19 protein-coding genes are annotated in these 19,420 nt (G+C 69.8%); 9 read left to right on the plus strand and 10 right to left on the minus strand.

Annotation, left to right across the window (positions count from 1 at the left end; genetic code table 11):
• The first annotated feature begins 35 nt into the window (after positions 1–35).
• Genes V8Z80_RS16255 through V8Z80_RS16265 form a run of 3 tightly spaced genes read left to right on the plus strand, consistent with a single transcriptional unit; the run spans position 36 to position 2,805 of the window.
• A complete protein-coding gene (locus V8Z80_RS16255) occupies positions 36–1,013 on the plus strand; it encodes a TRAP transporter substrate-binding protein (protein WP_155196188.1) in 978 nt (325 codons plus the stop codon).
• 2 nt (positions 1,014–1,015) lie between these two features.
• On the plus strand, positions 1,016–1,516 hold the full coding sequence (locus tag V8Z80_RS16260; RefSeq protein ID WP_155196189.1) for a TRAP transporter small permease: 501 nt from the start codon (positions 1,016–1,018) through the stop codon (positions 1,514–1,516).
• Between the two features lie 14 nt (positions 1,517–1,530).
• Positions 1,531–2,805 carry a TRAP transporter large permease gene (locus V8Z80_RS16265; RefSeq protein ID WP_155196190.1) on the plus strand — a complete coding sequence of 425 codons (1,275 nt, stop codon included), beginning with the start codon at positions 1,531–1,533 and terminating at the stop codon, positions 2,803–2,805.
• 300 nt (positions 2,806–3,105) lie between these two features.
• Here the strand turns inward: V8Z80_RS16265 and V8Z80_RS16270 are convergent, their stop codons facing one another.
• From V8Z80_RS16270 to alr, 4 genes are read right to left on the minus strand one after another with little or no spacing between them, the layout of a single operon-like run.
• Positions 3,106–3,879 (minus strand): sulfite exporter TauE/SafE family protein, encoded by a 774-nt coding sequence (locus tag V8Z80_RS16270; protein WP_155196192.1) that lies wholly within the window; start codon positions 3,877–3,879, stop codon positions 3,106–3,108.
• 31 nt (positions 3,880–3,910) lie between these two features.
• Positions 3,911–5,263: a DNA repair protein RadA gene (gene radA / locus V8Z80_RS16275; RefSeq protein ID WP_155196193.1), complete on the minus strand. Its 1,353-nt coding sequence runs from the start codon at positions 5,261–5,263 to the stop codon at positions 3,911–3,913.
• A gap of 35 nt (positions 5,264–5,298) precedes the next feature.
• Positions 5,299–6,018 carry an SDR family oxidoreductase gene (locus V8Z80_RS16280; RefSeq protein ID WP_155196194.1) on the minus strand — a complete coding sequence of 240 codons (720 nt, stop codon included), beginning with the start codon at positions 6,016–6,018 and terminating at the stop codon, positions 5,299–5,301.
• A gap of 26 nt (positions 6,019–6,044) precedes the next feature.
• Positions 6,045–7,175 (minus strand): alanine racemase, encoded by a 1,131-nt coding sequence (gene alr, locus V8Z80_RS16285; RefSeq protein ID WP_155196195.1) that lies wholly within the window; start codon positions 7,173–7,175, stop codon positions 6,045–6,047.
• Between the two features lie 156 nt (positions 7,176–7,331).
• Here alr and hpnC point away from each other — a divergent pair, with 156 nt between their 5' ends.
• From hpnC to hpnE, 3 genes are read left to right on the plus strand one after another with little or no spacing between them, the layout of a single operon-like run.
• Positions 7,332–8,168 (plus strand): squalene synthase HpnC, encoded by an 837-nt coding sequence (hpnC, locus tag V8Z80_RS16290; protein WP_155196196.1) that lies wholly within the window; start codon positions 7,332–7,334, stop codon positions 8,166–8,168.
• On the plus strand, positions 8,165–9,028 hold the full coding sequence (gene hpnD, locus V8Z80_RS16295) for a presqualene diphosphate synthase HpnD (protein WP_155196197.1): 864 nt from the start codon (positions 8,165–8,167) through the stop codon (positions 9,026–9,028). Before hpnC ends, hpnD begins: the two co-directional genes overlap by 4 nt.
• Positions 9,025–10,341 carry a hydroxysqualene dehydroxylase HpnE gene (hpnE, locus tag V8Z80_RS16300; protein ID WP_155196198.1) on the plus strand — a complete coding sequence of 439 codons (1,317 nt, stop codon included), beginning with the start codon at positions 9,025–9,027 and terminating at the stop codon, positions 10,339–10,341. Before hpnD ends, hpnE begins: the two co-directional genes overlap by 4 nt.
• A gap of 4 nt (positions 10,342–10,345) precedes the next feature.
• Here the strand turns inward: hpnE and crcB are convergent, their stop codons facing one another.
• Genes crcB through alaC form a run of 6 tightly spaced genes read right to left on the minus strand, consistent with a single transcriptional unit; the run spans position 10,346 to position 16,475 of the window.
• A complete protein-coding gene (gene crcB, locus V8Z80_RS16305) occupies positions 10,346–10,732 on the minus strand; it encodes a fluoride efflux transporter CrcB (RefSeq protein ID WP_336062745.1) in 387 nt (128 codons plus the stop codon).
• A gap of 42 nt (positions 10,733–10,774) precedes the next feature.
• On the minus strand, positions 10,775–11,557 hold the full coding sequence (locus tag V8Z80_RS16310) for an ABC transporter permease (RefSeq protein ID WP_155196200.1): 783 nt from the start codon (positions 11,555–11,557) through the stop codon (positions 10,775–10,777).
• Positions 11,557–12,504 carry an ATP-binding cassette domain-containing protein gene (locus tag V8Z80_RS16315; RefSeq protein WP_155196201.1) on the minus strand — a complete coding sequence of 316 codons (948 nt, stop codon included), beginning with the start codon at positions 12,502–12,504 and terminating at the stop codon, positions 11,557–11,559. The genes V8Z80_RS16310 and V8Z80_RS16315 overlap by 1 nt, the downstream gene beginning before the upstream one ends.
• Before the next feature lie 49 nt (positions 12,505–12,553).
• Positions 12,554–13,969, minus strand: a complete 1,416-nt coding sequence (gene thrC / locus V8Z80_RS16320) for a threonine synthase (protein ID WP_155196202.1) — start codon at positions 13,967–13,969, stop codon at positions 12,554–12,556.
• Positions 13,966–15,273, minus strand: a complete 1,308-nt coding sequence (locus V8Z80_RS16325) for a homoserine dehydrogenase (protein WP_155196203.1) — start codon at positions 15,271–15,273, stop codon at positions 13,966–13,968. Before V8Z80_RS16325 ends, thrC begins: the two co-directional genes overlap by 4 nt.
• The gene (alaC, locus tag V8Z80_RS16330; RefSeq protein WP_336062746.1) at positions 15,270–16,475 is read right to left on the minus strand and encodes an alanine transaminase; all 1,206 of its coding nucleotides are present in this window, start codon (positions 16,473–16,475) and stop codon (positions 15,270–15,272) included. Before alaC ends, V8Z80_RS16325 begins: the two co-directional genes overlap by 4 nt.
• A 172-nt stretch (positions 16,476–16,647) precedes the next feature.
• Between alaC and V8Z80_RS16335 the strand changes: the two genes are divergently transcribed.
• From V8Z80_RS16335 to V8Z80_RS16345, 3 genes are all read left to right on the plus strand, one after another.
• Positions 16,648–17,103 (plus strand): Mth938-like domain-containing protein, encoded by a 456-nt coding sequence (locus tag V8Z80_RS16335; RefSeq protein WP_336062747.1) that lies wholly within the window; start codon positions 16,648–16,650, stop codon positions 17,101–17,103.
• Positions 17,100–17,567, plus strand: a complete 468-nt coding sequence (locus tag V8Z80_RS16340; protein WP_155196206.1) for a peroxiredoxin — start codon at positions 17,100–17,102, stop codon at positions 17,565–17,567. Before V8Z80_RS16335 ends, V8Z80_RS16340 begins: the two co-directional genes overlap by 4 nt.
• A 118-nt stretch (positions 17,568–17,685) precedes the next feature.
• A complete protein-coding gene (locus tag V8Z80_RS16345) occupies positions 17,686–19,419 on the plus strand; it encodes a PhoH family protein (RefSeq protein ID WP_336062748.1) in 1,734 nt (577 codons plus the stop codon).
• Position 19,420: the final 1 nt, after the last annotated feature.

The following is a 19,420-nucleotide window of genomic DNA, read 5'->3' on the forward strand; positions in this document are numbered from 1 at the left end:
AGGTTTCCGAAAACACCACGAATCCGGAGAAGACAATGCGTAAGCGCTGGTTCGCCCCTCTGTTGACCGCCGCGGCGGTCGCTACCGCGGCGCTCGCCGCCCCGGCCGCCTCGGCCCAGACCTACAAGATGGCCTATGCGCTGTCGGCCAACTCGCACTACGGCGCCGGCGGCAATGCGTTTGCCCAATCGCTGGAGCAGGCCAGCCAGGGCAAGTACAAGGTAGAGCAATTTCCCAACAGCGCCCTGGGCGGCGAGCGCGAGGTGATCGAGGGCCTGCAGATCGGCACCATCGACCTGGCCATCGTCTCGACCGGCGCGACCCTCAATTTCGTGCCCGAGACCGGCGTGTTCGACATCCCGTTCCTGCTGCGCGACCTGGATCACGCCCGCAAGGTGCTGGACAGCCGGATCGGCCAGGACATGCTGGCCAAGTTCGACGGCCGCGGGCTGGTCGCGCTGGCCTGGGGCGAGCAGGGCTTTCGCCACCTGACCAACAACGTGCGCCCGGTGGCCACCCCGGCCGACGCCAAGGGCCTGAAGATCCGCACCACCGAGAATCCGGTGCACATCACCGCGTTCCGCCAGATCGGCATCCTGCCCACCCCCATGGCCTGGCCGGAAGTGGCCACGGCCTTGCAGCAAGGCACCATCGACGGCCAGGAAAACCCCCTGTCGGTCATCACCTCGGCCAAGCTCTCGCAGGTGCAGAAACACCTGTCGCTGTCGGCCCACGTCTACGCGCCCGCGCTGGTGCTGGTGTCGGCCTCGGTCTACGAGCGCCTGTCCGATGCCGACAAGGCGGCCTTCCGGCAAGCCGGCGAGCAGGCGGCCCAGGCCATGCGCGCCTTCGTGGACGACATCGAGAAGACCGGCGTGGAACAGCTCAAGGCCGAAGGCATGCAGGTCACCGAAGTCGACCGCAAGGCCTTCCAGGAAGCGGTCGCGCCGGTGTATCCGCAATACTACAAGCGCTACGACCGCAAGCTGATCGAGGCCATCCAGGCAGAGTAGCCATGTCCGTCCTTCGCCTGCTGGACCGCGGCCTGTTCCGCGGCGTCTCCATCCTGGCCCAGCTGCTGCTGGTGGCCGCCGTGGCCGCCGGCTTTTTCCAGGTGCTGGCGCGCTTCGTCCTGCAATCGCCCGCCGACTGGACCGAGGTGCTGACCCGGGCGCTGCTGATCTGGACGGTGATGCTGGGCATCTCGCTGGCCCTGCGCGAAGGGGCGATGATCGCCGTGGACGTGCTGCGCAGCGTGCTGCGCGCGCGGGGCCAGCGCGTGCTCGAACTGCTGGTCGCGCTGGTGTGCGCGGGCTTTCTGGGCTTTCTGGCCTGGATCGGCGGGCAGATGACCTGGCGCGTGCGCTTTCAGAACGTGCCCAGCCTGGACATCCCCATCTCCTGGATCTACGTGGCCATCCCCATCGGCGCCGCGCTGGGCGCGATCGCGGTGCTGGCCCGCTGGCTGGCCGGCCCGGACCAGCCGGCGCCGGTGCGCAACGACGCCCAGGGCTAGCCAAGGAGCGCAGCATGTCCCAATTGATGATCGTCACCATGCTGGTGTTCTTCGGCCTGACGGTGCCGGTGGCCATCTCCATCGGCATCGCCAGCATGGCCGGCGTGGCCGCGGGCAACCTGACCTGGCTGGTGGTGGCGCAGCAGCTGTTTGCCGCCATGGACAAGTATCCGCTGGTGGCGGTGCCCTTCTTCATCCTGGCGGGCAACCTGATGGAAGCGGGCGGCATCTCCGAGCGCATGGTCGAGTTCGCCAAGAGCCTGGTCGGCGGCATGCAGGGCGCACTGGCCTGCAGCTGCGTGCTGACCTGCATGATCTTCGCCGCGGTGGCCGGCTCCAGCGTGGCGACCACCTTCGCAGTGGGCGCCATCCTGATCCCGGCCATGGTGCGGCACGGCTATCCGGCGCCCTTCGCCGCATCGCTGCAGGCCTCGGCCGCCGAACTGGGCGTGATCATCCCGCCGTCCATTCCGATGATCCTGTATGCGGTCTCGACCGACACCTCCACCGGCGAGCTGTTCATCGCGGGCGTGGTGCCGGGCCTGCTCATCTGCGGCGCGCTGATGCTGTACGTATGGCTGTACGCCAGGCGCAACGGCCTGGGCCTGCAGGACGGCCAGGACCGGCTGGCGCTGTGGCCCGCCTTCAAGCGCGCCTGGCTGGCGCTGATGATGCCGGTGATCATCCTGGGCGGCATCTACGGCGGCGTCTTCACGCCCACCGAAGCCTCGGTGGTGGCGGTGGTCTACGCCGCCGTCATCGGCGTCTTCGTGTACCGGCGCATCCGGCTGGCCTCGCTGTCCAGGGTGCTGCACCGCTCGGTGCTCTCGACCGCCGTCATCATGTTCATCATCGCCAACGCCGGCGTGTTCAGCTTCCTGCTGAACCGCGCGGGCGTGCCGGCGGCGCTGGGCAACTGGCTGGCCACCGTTTTCACCGAAAAGTACACGTTCCTGCTGGCCATGAACCTGGCGCTGTTCCTGATCGGCATGTTCATCGAGACCTCGGCCTCGATCGTGGTGCTGGCCCCGCTGCTGCTGCCGGTGGCCATGCAGTTCGGCCTGGATCCGGTGCACTTCGGCATGATCATGATCGTGAACCTGGCGCTGGGCATGATCACCCCGCCCTTCGGCGTGAACCTGTTTGCGGCCTGCGCCATCGCCAAGGTGCCGCTGGAGCGGCTGGTGCGCCCGCTATTGCCCTTTGTCGGCGTGATCGTCGCCTGCCTGATGCTGATCACCTACCTGCCCGGGCTTTCGCTCTGGCTGCGCGACCTCGTCTATCGCTAAGGCCTGCGCCTGCCACGCCTGGACAAGCGGCGTGGCGTAGACGGCGCCGGCGGACAAGCCCAGGCACAGGGCCGAAGTGCTGAGGAAGGCGGCGATACGCTCGGGCGTGGTCATGAAGGAACTCCTGTACGGCTGGAAGGACTGGGCCGCCGGCCGCGGGGCCGGGGCAGGAAGGCGGCGCGGCATGCATGCCGCGCCCCTGCCTACAGGCAGTCCGGACCTGCAAAAGGTTCCTGCGCCGCGGCCGGCTATTGCGTAACCGAACGCGTCGGCACGCCCCGTGCGGCCGGGCCCGCCGCCCTAGCTTTCCACGAACAGCAATACCACTGTCACCGCCAGCATGGCCGCAAACGCCCCGCGCAAGGCGCGTTCGGGCAGGCCATAGGCGATCCGCACGCCCACGGGCACCAAGGCCAGGCTGCCGGCCGCCAGCGACAGGCCCACGACCCAGTCGGTCTGGCCGCCCAGGGCATAGGCGAGCAGGGCCACGCAGGAGCCCGGGATGATCATGGCCAGCGCCAAGGCCTGGGCGGCCGTCTGGCTCAGGCGAAACACCGCCGTCATGATGGGCACGGCCAATACCGCCCCGCCCACGCCGAAAAATCCGCCCAGCAGGCCCGCCAGCGCCCCGATGCCGCCGGCCTGCGCGCGGCCGATGCCGCCGCGCGGGGGCGGCTGGGCGCCGGCCCGCGGGCGGGGCCGGGACCAGGTCTGCCACACGTAGAACACCGCGATGCCCAGCAGGAACAGCGCGAAGCCGCGGCGCAGCACGGCCGGATCCAGCCCCAGGGCCAGGTGCGCGCCGAACCAGGTGCACACCACCGCGCCCAGCGCGCCGCAGGCGGCCACGCGCAGGTCGATGCGCGCATGCTGGTTGTATTTGCGCACCGCCATCAGGATGGTCGGCAGCACCATGACCAGCGCCGTGCCCTGCGCCATCTGCTGGTCCATGCCCAGCACCAGCCCCAGCGCGGGAATGGCGATCAGCCCTCCGCCTATGCCCAGGATGCCGCCCAGCAATCCGATGGCCGCGCCGCTCAACAGGCAGGCGGCGACAAGCAGGACCAGGCTCATCGCAAGACCTGCCAGGCCGGGATGGCGCGCATCAACGCAGTTTCTCCAACGCGTCCTCGAGCCGGTCGACCGCCCAGATCTCCAGCCCCTCGATGGCCTGGCGCGGGGCGTTGGCCTTGGGGATGATGGCCGTGCCGAAGCCCAGCTTGGCCGCTTCGCGCAGGCGCTCCTGGCCGCGCGGCGCGGGCCGGATCTCGCCGGCCAGCCCCACTTCGCCGAAGGCGACCAGCCCGCGCGGCAAGGGCCGGTCGCGCAGCGAGGACATGATGGCCAGCAGCACCGGCAAATCGGCCGCCGGCTCGCCGATGCGCACGCCGCCGACCGCGTTGACGAACACGTCCTGGTCGAAGGTGGATACGCCGGCATGCCGGTGCAGCACCGCCAGCAGCATGGCCAGGCGGTTGCCCTCCAGGCCCACGGTCAGGCGGCGGGGATTGGGCACGTGCGCGGTATCGACCAAGGCCTGGATCTCGACCAGCAGCGGCCGCGTGCCCTCCTGCGTGGCCATCACGCAGGAGCCGGCCACCTGCTCGCTGTGCTGCGAGAGAAACAGCGCGGAGGGATTGGCCACGCCCCGCAGCCCGCGGTCGGTCATGGCGAACACGCCCAGTTCGTTGACCGCGCCATAACGGTTCTTGAAGGCGCGCACCAGCCGGAACGAGGAGTGCGTATCGCCTTCGAAGTACAGCACCGTGTCGACGATGTGCTCGAGCACGCGCGGGCCGGCCAGCGCGCCGTCCTTGGTGACGTGGCCGATCATGACGATGGGCACGCCCGTCTGCTTGGCCAGGCGCGTGAGCTGGGCGGCGCATTCGCGCACCTGCGAGACCGAGCCCGGCGCGGCCGTCAGCTCGCTGGAATAGACGGTCTGGATGGAATCGACCACGGCCACGGCCGGCTGCTGTTCGGCCAGCGCGGCCTGGATGGCCTCCAGGCGGATTTCGGCCAGCAGGTCCACGCCTTCGCCCGCCACGCCCAGGCGGCGGGCGCGCAAGGCGACCTGCTCGGCCGACTCTTCGCCGGTAACGTAGAGCACCCGCGCGCGGGCCGACATGCTGGCCAGCGCCTGCAGCAGCAAGGTGGATTTGCCGATGCCCGGATCGCCGCCGATCAGCACCACGCCGCCGGCCACCAGCCCGCCGCCCAGCACGCGGTCGAACTCGTCCAGCCCGGTGGGCAGGCGCGGCAGCTCCCTGGCCTCGATCTCGGCCAGGCTGCGCACCGGCGTGGACGCAGCCAGCGGCGCATAGCGATGCGCGCCGGCCGGCGCCTGCACGGTTTCACTGAGGGAATTCCAGGCCCCGCAATGGGGACACTTGCCTTGCCACTTGGGCGTGGCGCCGCCGCACTCGGCGCAGACATACTGCGTTTTGGTCTTGACCATGATTGCCGCCATTGTACGGCGCGGCAGCCGCCGGGCTAGAAAGGACTGCCCAGCGCGCTGCCGCCATCGATGCCGATGATCTGGCCGGTGATGAAGCCCGCCTGCTCGCCCAGCAGGAAAACGATCAGCGCGGCCACTTCGTCGGCCGTGCCCAGCCGGTTCATGGGCACCGCGCCCAGGGCCTGCCTTTCGGCCTCGCTGCCCACCGGATGGGCTTGCCGGAACAGCTCGGTCTCGACCGGCCCGGGCGCCACCGCGTTGACGGTGATGCCGTACTCGGCCAGCTCCAGCGCCCAGGTGCGGGTGCAGCTGGCCAGCGCGCTCTTGGCGGCCGCGTAGCTGGTGCGCTCGGCCGCGCCCCACATGGCGCGGCTGCACAGGTTGACGATGCGCCCGGCGCGGCGCACCTTCATGGATTCGACGAAGGCCTGGGTGACCTGCACGGCGGTGCGCACGTTCAGGTCGTAGACGTTGTAAAGCGTAGCCAGGTCGATCTGGCCCAGGGGCTGCGGCCCGTCCAGGCCGACGTTGTTGACGATGCCGTCCACGGGAAAGCGATCGCGGATCGCGCGCAGCACGTCCTCGGTGCGGCCCGCGTCGGCCAGGTCGCAGCCGTACAGGTAGCCGGGAAAGTCGACGTCGTCGGTCTCGCGCGCGATGCCCACGACATGGCAGCCCAGGTCGGCCAGCCGGCGCGAGATGGCCCAGCCTATGCCCTTGGTTGCGCCGGTCACCAGTATGCACATGTCTTTCATGGCGGGACTTTCCTTGCGAGGAGGCGTCAATCGGGAAACACGAGCGGCACGCGGGGCGCCAGCGCGCAAAGCAATTCGTAGCCGATGGTGCCGGCGGACTCGGCGACCTCGTCGACCGTGGGGCCGCCTTCGCCCCACAGCACCACCTGGGTGCCCACGCCGGCGGTGGGCACGGGCTCCAGGTCGACCACCAGCATGTCCATCGAGACCCTGCCCAGCACGCGGGTGCGCACCCCGCCGACCGTCACGGGCGTGCCGGTGCAGGCGTGGCGCGGATAGCCGTCGGCATAGCCGCATGCCACCACGCCGACCCGCATGGGCCCGGACGCCGTGAACAGGCCGGCATAGCCGACCCGGTCGCCCGCCTGCAGCCGCTGCACGGCGATCAGGCGCGAGCGCAGCGTCATGGCTGGCTTGAGGTTATACACCGAAGCGGGCGTGCCGGCGAAAGGCGAAGCCCCGTACAGGCAGATGCCCGGACGGACCCAGTGCGATTGGCCGTCGGCGCGCGCGGCCACCTGCGCAAAGCGCAGCAGCGCCGCCGAGTTGCACACGCTGACCGGCCCGCTCAGCCCGGCGGTGGTGCGCAGGAAAAGCTCGTGCTGCTCGGCGATGCCCTCGGGCCCGTCGGCAAAGGAGAAATGGGCCATCTTGCCGACCGTGCCCAGCACCCCCTGCTCGCGCAGCGCCCGGGCGCGGGCGTGCGCCTGCCGGTAATGCATGGGCGAGAAGCCCAGGCGGTTCATGCCGGCATTGAGCTTGACATAGGCGTCCAGGCGCCGCCGCGGGCGCGCATGGCCGAGCATGGCCAGCTGTTCGTCGTGATGGATGCAACTGGTCAGGTGATAGCGGTCCAGCAGCTCGATGTCGGCCGGCTCGAAAATGCCTTCGAGCAGCAGGATGGGGCCGACCCAGCCCGCCTCGCGGCAGCGCACCGCTTCGTCCAGGTCCAGCATGGCCAGGCCTTGCGCGGCCGAAAAACCGCGCACCGCCGTGCGCACCCCATGCCCGTAGGCATTGGCCTTGATCACGGCCCAGACGTTGGGCGGGGCCGGCGCGCCGGTCTGGGCGGCGGCCGCGGCCAGCAGGGCCTGCACGGCCTGCAGGTTGTGCGCGAGCGCGGCGGCGGAAATGGCGGCGGAAATGGGGCGTGGCATGGCAGCGGTCCTGGAGCCCGCTAGTCTACCCCAGCGCCCCGCAACCGCCCCGCCGGCGCACGCGCAAGCGCGCCGCCGCGCCAGCGGCGCGCGGCGCGGCGCAGTGCTAATAAAATGGCCCTACTCCAGAACGAAGATTGCGGACTCTGCCAGCGCATGGGCGTTAACCACTACGAAAATTTTCCGGTCGCCTCGCTGCTGCTGCCAGCCCGGCTGCGGCGCGCCGTCACCGATATTTATCGTTATGCGCGCAGCGCCGACGACATCGCCGACGAGGGCAACGCCCATCCGCACACCCGCCTGGCCCAGCTGGCCGAATACCGCGCGGCGCTGCACCAGATCGGCCTGGAACCCACCCACGGCCCGGCCTCGTACAGCGAGACGCTGGCGCCGGTGTTCGCGCCGCTGGCCGAGACCATCGCGCGCCACCAGCTGCCCATCGCCCCTTTCTACGACCTGCTCTCGGCCTTCGAGCAGGACGTGTCGGTGCACCGCTATGTCGATTACGACGGCCTGCTGGACTACTGCAGCCGCTCGGCCAATCCGGTCGGGCGCATCCTGCTGCACCTGTACGGACACACGGGCGAGCAGGACCTGCGCGAATCGGACGCCATCTGTACCGGGCTGCAGCTGGCCAACTTCTGGCAGGACGTGCGCCTGGACTGGCACAAGGGCCGCGTCTACATCCCGCAGCAGGAGCTGCAGCGCTTCGAACTGGACGAGAACGCCATCGCCCTGCAGCGCGTCGATCCGGCCTGGACCGAAATGATGCGCCAGCAGACCCAGCGCACCCGGACGCTGCTACACTTCGGCGCGCCGCTGGCGCACCGCCTGCCGGGCCGCATCGGCCTGGAGCTGCGCCTGGTGATCCAGGGCGGGCTGCGTATCCTGGAACGCATCGACGCGGTCCGGGGCGATGTCTTTGTGCATCGCCCCGTGCTGCGCCCCCGCGACTGGATCCTGATGCTGTGGCGCGCGCGGAAACAACCATGACACCCGACGAATACTGCCAGGACAAGGCCGCGCGCAGCGGCTCGAGCTTCTACTACGCCTTTCTCTTCCTGCCGCCGCAGCGCCGGCGGGCCATCACGGCGCTTTATGCGTTCTGCCGCGAGGTCGACGACGTGGTGGACGAGGTGTCCGACCCCTCGGTGGCGCGCATCAAGCTCGCCTGGTGGCGCAAGCAGGTCCAGGACATGTATGCCGGCAAGCCCGAGCATCCGGTCGCGCTGGCCCTGGCGCCGCATCTGCAATCCTGCGGCATCACCGCCGAGCGCCTGCTGGCCGTCATCGACGGCATGGAGATGGACCTGGACCAGAGCCGCTACCTGGACTGGGCCGGGCTGCGCAAGTATTGCTGGCATGCCGCGGGCGTGGTGGGCGAGCTCTCGGCGGGCATCTTCGGCTACGAAGACCCGCAGACGCTGGTCTATGCCGAGCGCCTGGGGCTGGCCTTCCAGATGACCAACATCATCCGCGACGTGGGCGACGATGCGCGGCGCGGCCGCATCTACCTGCCCATCGAAGACCTGCAGCGCTTCGACGTCAAGGCGGCCGACATCCTGAACAGCCGCCACTCCGAGCGCTTCGAGGCGCTGATGCGCTTTCAGGCCGAACGCGCGCGCGACCTGTATCGCCAGGCCATGCGCCACCTGCCCGAGCGCGACCGGCGCGCCCAGCGGCCCGGCCTGATGATGGCCGCGATCTATCACGCGCTGCTCCAGGAGATCGAGCGCGAGAACTGGCAAGTGCTGGAGCAGCGCATCTCGCTGACTCCGCTGCGCAAGCTGATGCTGGCCTGGAGGGTCTGGGTGGGCGGCGGCCGCGGGCTGGTACGGCGGCTCTCGCAATGAAGGTGGCCGTGGTGGGCGCCGGCTGGGCCGGCCTGGCGGCGGCGGTGGGCCTGCACGACGCGGGCTGCGCGGTCACGGTGTTCGATGCCGCGCATACGCCGGGCGGCCGGGCGCGGCGCATCGAGCACGACGGTTTTCCGCAAGGGCTGGACAACGGCCAGCACATCCTGCTGGGCGCCTACGACCAGACGCTGGCCTTGATCGAGCGGCTGCACGGCCACCTGGACGGCATGCTGCGCCTGCCCCTGCGCATCGAAAGCCTGGACGGACGCTTCCGGCTGCGCGTGCCCGCCCTGCCCGCGCCCCTGCACGGCGCGGCCGCCCTGGCGCTGGCCCGCGGCCTGGGCGCCGGCTCGCGGCTGGCGGCGCTGCGCATGGCCGCCCGCCTGCGCAGGCCCGGCTGGCAGTGCCCGCCTGGCTACACGGTCGCGGACCTGCTGGCGCGCCACGGCCAGACCCGCCGGCTGCGCGACAGACTCTGGGAGCCGCTGTGCCTGGCCGCGCTGAACACGCCGCCCTCGCAGGCCTGCGCCCGGCTCTTCGTGCGCGTGCTGCAGGACAGCCTGGCCGGCCAGCGGCAGGCCAGCGACATGCTGCTGCCTCGCACCGACCTCTCCGCCCTGTGGCCCGATGCGGCCATCGAACTGGTGGACTGGCGCCCCGGCCATGCGGTGCGCCACCTGTCGCACGACAAGTCCGGCGTGCAGGTCGACGGCGAACGCTACGACGCGCTGGTGCTGGCCGTGCCGCCGGTCTCGGCCGGCCGCCTGCTCGCGCCCTTGCCGGCCGCGCCGGGCTCGCCACGGCTGCAGCACACCTTGAGCGCCTTCGCATACCAGCCCATCGTGACGGTCAGCTTCAGGCTGGCCGAACCGTGGCGCCTGCCCCATCCCATCATGATGCTGGAGGAAGATCCCCGGCACGGGCACATCGGCCAATGGGTGGTGGACCGCGGCGCCCTGGCCGGGGCCGCGCATGGAGAGCTGGCCGTGGTGGCCAGCGCCGCCTCGGCCGCGCTGCAGCAGGACCGCGAGGCGCTGGGCGATGCCGTGCTGGAACAGCTGCGCACCCAGCTTGCCCGCCGCCGCCGCGCCACGCCGCTGCCGCCGGTCGCGGCCCGGGCCATGGTGACCGAAAAGCGCGCCACCTTCTCGGCCGTGCCAGGCCTGCAGCGGCCGCGCGTGCAAAGCCCCTGGCGCCGGATCGTGCTGGCCGGCGACTGGACCGACACCGGCTACCCCGGCGTGCTCGAAGGGGCGGTACGCAGCGGCCGGCAGGCCTGCGCGGCGGTGCTCAAGCTGCGCGCGGCTTGATCGCCTACAGGGCGCGCACCGTCAACAGGCCCAGGGCGGTCATCGCCAGCGAGCCGCCCAGGCTCAAGGCGACATAGGCCAGGGCCGTGCCCCAGCGCCCCTGCTCGACGAAGGCCACCGTCTCGGCCGAGAAGGTCGAGAAGGTCGTCAAGCCGCCCAGGAACCCGGTGACCGCCGCCAGCCGCACCCATGCCGGCCACTGCGGATGCGCGGCCACCAGCGCCAGCGCCACGCCGACCGCATACCCGCCGGCCAGGTTGGCCGCCAGCGTGCCCCAGGGGAAATGCCGGGCCGAGACGTTCAGCCACAGCCCCAGCAGCCAGCGCAGCCAGGCGCCGGCCGCCGCGCCCAGCCCGACGGCCAGGAAATGGATGGGACTGAGCGGGGACATGGCCATCTCCTTGTTGCTTACGGCGCGGGCACAGGCCCGGCGCTACTTGAGAAAGCGCCGGCGCATCAGCAGCGCCGTCAGCCACAGGGCGGCCAGGCCGGTGGCGGCCAGCTGCGCCAGCCGCCAGCCGGCCTGCTCGGGCACGCCGCCCAGCACCAGGGGGCGCACCAGTTCGATGGCCGCGGCCATGGGCAGGGCCTGCATCACGGCCACCAGCGCCCGCGGCAGCGTCTCCACCGGGAAGAACACGCCGGACAGGAACACCGTGGGCGTGATGAACAGCGTGAAGTAGTACATGAAGAAATCGTAGCTGCGCGCCAGCGCGCTGACCGCCAGCCCCATGGCCGCGAAGGTGAAGCCGGCCACCGCCAGCACCGGCGGCACCCACAGCAGCGTGGGCGCGCGCGATATGTCCAGCGCCGCCACCACCAGCAGGATGGCCAGCCCGCTCTTGAGCGCCTTGGCCCCGGCCCACAGCACCTCGGCCCACACCACGTCGTCCAGCGAGACGGGCGTATTGAGCATGGCGTCCCAGGTGCGCTGGATCTGCAGGCGCGAGAACGCGCTGTAGGTGGCCTCGAAGGTGGCGCCGTACAGCGCGCCCATGCAGATCGAACCGGCCGACAGGAACAGGATGTAGGGCACCCCGCCTATGTCCGGGACCAGCGCGCCCAGGCCGTAGCCCAGGGCCAGCAGCACGATCATGGGCTCGAGCACGTCGCCCATGATGGTCGTCCATGCGGTCTTGCGCCAGACCAGCAGGTTGCGGCGAAAGATCGCCAGGCTGCGCGAGCCGGGACGCGGGAAGCTGCGGTCCTGCGCCATCAGGTTTCCTCCCGCATGCCGCGGCCGGTCAGCCGCAGGAACAGGTCCTCGAGATTGGCCGGCCGGTGCAGGTAGCGCAGGCCGTCGCGCCCGCGCAGCGACGCCAGGATGGGTTCGGGCGCGTCGGTATAGCAAAAGGCCGTCTCGCCGCTGACCTCCAGCCGGCCGGGCAGTTGCCCGGCCTGGGCATCGAGCCAGTCCTGCAGGCCCTCGCCGTAGACCTCCAGCACCTGCGGCTCGACGTGCTCGGCGATCAGCGCGCGCGGCGTGCCCTGCGCGATCAGCCGGCCGTGGTCCAGCACGCCCAGGCGGTGGCACAGGCGCTCGGCCTCGTCCATGAAATGCGTGGTCAGCAGGATGGTCTTGCCGCGCGCCAGCAGCGCCTTCAGGCGCTCCCAGATCAGATGCCGCGCCTGCGGGTCCAGGCCGGTGGTCGGCTCGTCCATGATGATCAGGTCCGGATCGTTCACCAGGGCGCGCGCCAGCGTCAGGCGGCGCTTCATGCCACCCGAGAGCTCGGTGATGCGGGCATGGGCCTTGGGCGCCAGGGCCGCGAAATCGAGCAGTTCGGGAATGCGCTGGCGGATCTGCGCATCGCGCAGGCCGAAGTAGCGGCCGAACACCAGCAGGTTCTCGGCCACCGTGAAATCCGGATCGAGATTGTCCGACTGCGGCACGATGCCGATGCGCGCCCGCGCCTGGCGCGCCTGCGCCGGCAGCGAAAAGCCCAGGATGTCCACGCGCCCGGCCTGCAGCGGCGACAGGCCGATCAAGGCGCGCAAGGTGGTGGTCTTGCCCGCGCCGTTGGGTCCGAGCAGGCCATAGCACTCGCCGCGCCCGATGGAAAAGGACAGGCCGTCGACCACGCTGCGCTGGCCATAGCGCTTGACCAGGCCTTCGGCCCTCAGGGCCGTGGCGGCCGGCGAAAAGGATGCGGAATCGGACATGCCGCGATTCTAGCGCCTGCCCGGCGGCGCGCGCCGGGCAGGCCCGGGCTCAGGCGCCCAGCTGCGCCCGCTCGGCGATGTAGGCGCGCACCTGGGCGGCGTCGTTATCGAGCACGTCCACCTTCTGCTCGCGCGTAAGCAGGTCTTCCAGGCCCGGCGGCAAGGGGGCGGGCCTGCCCAGCGCCTCTTCGATGGTGTCGGAGAACTTGGCCGGCAGCGCCGTCTCGAGCACCAGCATGGGCACGCCGGGCTCGACGAAGCCGCGCGCCACCTTCACGCCGTCGGCCGTATGCGGGTCGATCAGCATGCCGCACTGGTCCCAGACCGCGCGGATGGTGGCCACCCGGTCGGCATGCGAGCTGGCGCCCGCGGCAAAGCCGTAGCGCTGGGCAAAATGCGGCAGGTGCGCCGACAGGTCGAACTGCCCCTGCCCGGCCAGGGATTTCCACAGCGCATCGACCTGCTGCCCGTCGCGCGAGAGCAGGTCGTAGACGAAGCGCTCGAAATTCGAGGCGCGCGAGATGTCCATGGACGGGCTGGAGGTCGCGTAGGTCTGCGCGGCCGGGCGCGGCCGGTAGATGCCGGTGCGGAAGAACTCCTCCAGCACGTTGTTCTCGTTGGTGGCCAGCACCAGCCGGCGCACCGGCAGTCCCATCTGGCGCGCGATGTGGCCCGACAGGATGTTGCCGAAGTTGCCCGAAGGCACGGCGAAGGACACCTGCTGGCCGGGCGCGGTGGTGGCGCGCAGCCAGCCGTGGAAGTAGTAGACGACCTGGGCCGCGATGCGCGCCCAGTTGATCGAATTGACCGCGCCCAGGCGGTAGCGGCTCTTGAAGTCCAGGTCGCCGGCCAGCGCCTTGACGATGTCCTGGCAATCGTCGAAGACCCCGCGCACGGCGATGTTGTGGATGTTGGCGTCCTGCAGCGAATACATCTGCGCGCGCTGGAAGGCGCTCATGCGGCCATGCGGCGAGAGCATGAAGACCTGCACGCCGCGCTTGCCGCGCAGCGCGTATTCGGCGGCCGAGCCGGTGTCGCCGGAGGTCGCGCCCAGGATGTTCAGCGTGGTGCCGCGCCGGGTGAGCACGTATTCGAACACCTGCCCGAGGAACTGCATGGCGATGTCCTTGAAGGCCAGCGTCGGCCCCTCGGACAGGCCCAGCAGCGACATGCCGTCGTGCAGCGGGCGCAAGGGCACGATGTCCTCGCTGCCGAAGACATCGGTACGGTAGGCCGCATGCGTCAAGGCGCGCAGGTCCTCGCCGGGGATGTCGGTGATGAACAGCGACAGCACGCGATGCGCCAGCTCGGGATACGGCAGGCCGCGCCAGGATTCCAGGGTCTGGGCCGAGACCTGCGGGATCTGTTCGGGAACGGCCAGCCCGCCATCGGGCGCCAGGCCTTCGAGCAGGATGTCGCAAAAGGGCTGCGGCGCCATCCGGCCGCGGGTCGAGACGTATTTCATACCAGGGTTTCCATGCGCAGGCGGGTGACCGAGGAGCGCACGAAGGGCAGCGCCTCGATGCTGGCGATGGCGCGCGCGACGTTGCGCTCGATGGCCAGGTGGGTCAGGAAGATGATGTCCGCGCCGTCCTCGTCGGCGCTGGGCTGCTGGATCATCGAGCCGATCGAGATGCCGGCATCGGCCAGGATGCGGGCGATGTCGGCCAGCACGCCGGGGCGGTCCTCGACCCGCAGGCGCAGGTAGAACGAGGTATGCGTGTCCTCGATGGGCAGGATGGGCGTATCGGACATGGCGTCGGGCTGGAACGCCAGGTGCGGCACGCGGTGGCCCGGATCGGCGGTGTGCAGGCGGGTGACGTCGACCAGGTCGGCCACCACGGCCGAGGCGGTCGGCTCCTCGCCGGCGCCCTGGCCGTAGTACAGCGTGGGCCCGACCGCGTCGCCGCGCACCAGCACGGCGTTCATGGCGCCCTCGACGTTGGCCAGCAGCACCTGCGCCGGCACCAGCGCCGGATGCACGCGCAGCTCGATGCCGTCGCTGCGCCGGCGCGTGATGCCCAGCAGCTTGATGCGGTAGCCCAGCCGCTCGGCGTGGGCGATGTCTTCCTGCGCCAGCGTGGAGATGCCTTCGATGTGGGCCTTGTCGAACTGCACCGGCACGCCGAAGGCCAGCGAGGCCAGCAAGGTGAGCTTGTGCGCGGCGTCCACGCCTTCGATGTCGAAGGTCGGGTCCGCCTCGGCATAGCCCAGGCGCTGCGCCTCGGCCAGCACCTGGTCGAACGGCAGGCCGCGGCTGCGCATCTCGGACAGGATGAAGTTGGTGGTGCCGTTGATGATGCCGGCCACCCATTCGATGCGGTTGGCGGTCAGGCCTTCGCGGATGGCCTTGATGATGGGCACCCCACCGGCCACGGCGGCCTCGAAGGCCACCATCACGCCGCGCGCCGAGGCCGCGGCGAAGATCTCGTTGCCGTGCTTGGCCAGCAGCGCCTTGTTGGCCGTGACCACGTGCTTGCCTTGCGCGATGGCCTCGAGCACCAGCTCGCGCGCCGTGTCCGTGCCGCCGATCAGCTCGACCACGATGTCGATGGCCGGGTCGCGCACCACCTCGTAGGGATCGTTGGACAAGGCCACGTCGTTGCCCACGCGCAGCCGCGCCTTGGCCACGTCGCGCACCGCGATCCGGCTGACCTCGATGCGCCGTCCCGCGCGCCGGGCGATTTCTTCCGCATTGCGCGCCAGCACCTTCCAGGTGCCGCCGCCGACCACGCCCAGGCCCAGCAGGCCCACCTTGATGGGATTCATTTACGCTCCCCGCTCATATTCAACAAACCGTCCTTGCGGAACATTTCCTTGATGCCGCGCACCGCCTGGCGGGTGCGCTGCTCGTTCTCGATCAGCGCGAAACGCACGTAGTCGTCGCCATACTCGCCGAACCCGACCCCGGGCGAGACCGCCACCTTGGCCTCGGCCAGCAGGCGCTTGGCGAACTCCAGCGAACCCTGCGCGCGATAGGGCTCGGGAATGCGCGCCCAGATGTACATCGAGGCGCGCGGCACCTCGACCATCCAGCCGGCCTCGTGCAGGCCGCGCGCCAGCACGTCGCGCCGGCTGCGGTACATCTGCACCACCTCGTCCACGCAGTCCTGCGGCCCTTCCAGGGCGGCGATGGAGGCGACCTGGATGGGCGTGAAGGTGCCGTAGTCGTGATAGCTCTTGATGCGCGCCAGCGCGCCCACCAGCTCGCGGTTGCCCACCATGAAGCCGATGCGCCAGCCGGCCATGTTGTAGCTCTTGCTCAGGGTGAAGAACTCGACCGCCACGTCCCGCGCGCCGGGCACCTGCATGATCGAGGGCGCGCGGTAGCCGTCGAAGCAGATGTCGGCATAGGCCAGGTCGTGCACCACCAGGATGTCGTGCTCGCGCGCCAGCGCCACCACGCGCTCGAAGAAGGGCAGCTCGACGCACTGGGCGGTGGGGTTGCTGGGAAAGCCCAGGATCATCATCTTGGGCTTGGGGATGGACTCGCGCACCGCGCGCTCGAGCTCCTCGAAGAAGTCCACGCCCGGCGTCATGCGCACCGAACGGATGTTGGCCCCGGCGATGACCGCGCCGTAGATGTGGATGGGATAGCTGGGGTTGGGCACCAGCACCGTGTCGCCCTGGTCCAGCGTGGCCAGCATCAGGTGTGCCAGGCCCTCCTTCGAGCCGATGGTGACGATGGCCTCGGAATCGGGATCGAGCCCGACCCCGTAGCGCCGCTCGTACCAGCCGCAGATGGCGCGGCGCAGGCGCGGGATGCCCTTGGAGACCGAATAGCCGTGGGTGTCGGGCCGGCTGGCGGCCTCGACCAGCTTTTGCACGATGTGCGCGGGAGTGGGGCCGTCCGGATTGCCCATGGACATGTCGATGATGTCCTCGCCGCGCCGGCGCGCCGCCATCTTGAGCTCGCCGGTGATATTAAAGACATAGGGCGGCAGGCGCTCGATGCGGGAGAACTTCCTCATGGGAAAATCCTTCGAAGGCGAAGGCGGCTGGCGCCGCAAGGAAAACCCAATAATCTAGCGCAAGCGGACCGGGGCGGCAAATCGGCGCCTGCGGGTTTGCCGCGATGCGACATGACGCGCCGGCGCCGGACGAGTGCGCTATGATCGATCACATCCAGTCGGAGCATTTTTATTGAAGCTGCATAACGACACGACTTCGGCGCTCAATACCGTTACCGCCTATGGCAACGGCTACATCGAGGTCAACCGGGTGTCCCACACCCACGCCATCGCGTTCGGCCCGCAGGGCGCCATCGACCCTTGGCCGGTCGCCAGCGCCGCCGACATCACCACCACCCTGCTGCGCCAGGCCGCGGGCATCCCCGAACCGTCCCTCGATCCGCTGGCTTTCCTGGACGCGCCGGAGGCCGCAGCGCCCCGGCTGCCGCCCGACGCCCCCGAGGTGCTGCTGGTGGGGACGGGCTCGCGCCAGGTGTTCCTGGCCCACGCCGTGCTGCAGCCGCTGCTCTCGGCCGGCCTGGGCATCGAAACCATGGATACGCAGGCTGCCGCCCGCACCTACAACATCCTGATGGCCGAGGGCCGGCGCGTGCGCACGGCCCTCATCCCCGAAGAGACACAACCATGACCACCGCCTGCATCGGCAAACCCGCCCCCGGCTTCACCGCCCAGAGCACCATCGGCCCGCTCAGCCTGGCGCAGTGCCAGGGCCGCGCGGTCGTGCTGTACTTCTACCCCAAGGACAACACGCCGGGCTGCACCACCGAAAGCCAGGACTTCCGCGACCTGTACCAGGAATTCCTGGACGCCGGCTGCCTGGTGATCGGCGTCTCGCGCGACAGCCTCAAGTCGCACGAGAACTTCTGTAACAAGCACGCGCTGAAATTCCCCCTGATTGCCGATCCCGACGAAACGGTCTGCAATCTCTATGGGGTCATCAAGCAGAAGAACATGTATGGCAAGCAGGTGCGCGGCATCGAGCGCAGCACCTTCCTGATCGACGCGCAAGGCAAGCTCGTGCAGGAATGGCGCGGGGTCAAGGTTCCCAACCATGCGCGCGAGGTCCTGCAGGCCGCGCGCAGCATCGGCTAGCGCGCATGCGAGCCGGGCCCGCGCTCCCCTGCCTTGCCGGCCAACCCGTCCCTTTTTCCGCTCTTGTTGACGACCTCTTCCTTCCCTTGTTAGCCGGCCCTCTCGGAGAGTGATGCCCATGCCGCTGCCCAAGCTGCCCACCCGCCCCGCCACGCTGATTTCCGTGCCGCCCGAGACGCCCCCGGTCGCCGCAGCGCGCCCCCGCGCGCCAGCCAAGACCACGCCGGCACGCGCTGCGGCCGGCCGCGCACCGGCACAGGCGGCGCTGCTGGAAAGCCCGGCGGCCACGCAGCCCGCCCAGGAAAGCCAGGCGGCCGTGCAGCCCCAGCTCGAAGGCATCGCCACCCCGGCCGCCCGTACAGCGCGCGCCAAGGCGCCGGCCACCCCGGCGCCCGCCCCGGCCCCCGCCGCGGCGCGCAAGCCGCGCAGCCGCGCCCACAATGCCGGCAAGAACACCGCCAAGAAGCTCTTCGTGCTGGACACCAACGTGCTCATGCACGATCCGACCTCGCTGTTTCGCTTCGAGGAGCACGACGTCTACCTGCCCATGGTCACGCTCGAAGAGCTGGACCTGCACAAGAAGGGCATGTCCGAGGTCGCCCGCAACGCGCGCCAGGTCAGCCGCTCGCTGGACCAGCTCATGAGCGCCTCGCCCTCGGGCATCGACGAAGGGCTGTCGCTGGCGGCGCTGGGCAACAAGGACGCCAGCGGCCGGCTGCATTTCCAGACCACGGCGCTGCATGGCAACCTGCCCGCCGACCTGCCCATGGGCAAGGCCGACAACCAGATCCTGGGAGTGGTGCGCGCCCTGCAGGACCTGGAAAAAACCCGCGACGTCGTGCTGGTGTCCAAGGACATCAACATGCGCCTGAAGGCGCGCGCGCTGGGACTGTCGGCTGAGGACTACTTCAACGACCACGTGCTGGAGGACTCGGACCTGCTGTACACCGGCGTGCTGCAGCTGCCCGAGAACTTCTGGAACAAGCACGGCAAGGGCGTCGAATCCTGGCAGCAGGGCGGCACCACCTACTATCGCGTCACCGGCCCGCTGTGCTCGCAGTTCGTGGTCAACCAGTTCGTGTATTTCGAGGGGCCCATGCCCCTGTACGCGCACGTCAAGGAAGTCAACGGCAAGACCGCCGTGCTGGCCACCTTGCGCGACTACACGCACGGCAAGAACAATGTCTGGGGCATCACCGCGCGCAACCGCGAACAGAACTTCGCGCTGAACCTGCTGATGAACCCCGAATGCGACTTCGTCTCGCTGCTGGGCCAGGCCGGCACGGGCAAGACGCTGCTGACGCTGGCCGCGGGCCTGACGCAGGTGCTCGAGACCAAGCGCTACACCGAGATCATCATGACCCGCGTCACCGTGCCGGTGGGCGAGGACATCGGCTTTCTGCCCGGCACCGAGGAAGAAAAGATGCTGCCCTGGATGGGCGCGCTCGAAGACAACCTGGACGTGCTGAACATGGGCGAGGACGGCTCGGGCAACAACCACGGCGGCGACTGGGGCCGCGCGGCCACCATGGACCTGATCCGCTCGCGCATCAAGGTCAAGTCGCTGAACTTCATGCGCGGGCGCACCTTCCTGAACAAGTTTCTCATCATCGACGAGGCGCAGAACCTCACGCCCAAGCAGATGAAGACCCTGATCACCCGGGCCGGCCCGGGCACCAAGGTGGTCTGCCTGGGCAACATCGCCCAGATCGATACCCCCTACCTGACCGAGGGCAGCTCGGGCCTGACCTTCGTCGTCGACCGCTTCAAGGGCTGGCCGCATTCGGGCCACATCACCTTGCAGCGCGGCGAACGCTCGCGCCTGGCCGACTACGCCGGCGACGTGCTGTAAG

It is taken from the genome of Orrella sp. JC864, from assembly GCF_037026685.1.
Lineage (GTDB): Bacteria > Pseudomonadota > Gammaproteobacteria > Burkholderiales > Burkholderiaceae_B > Orrella.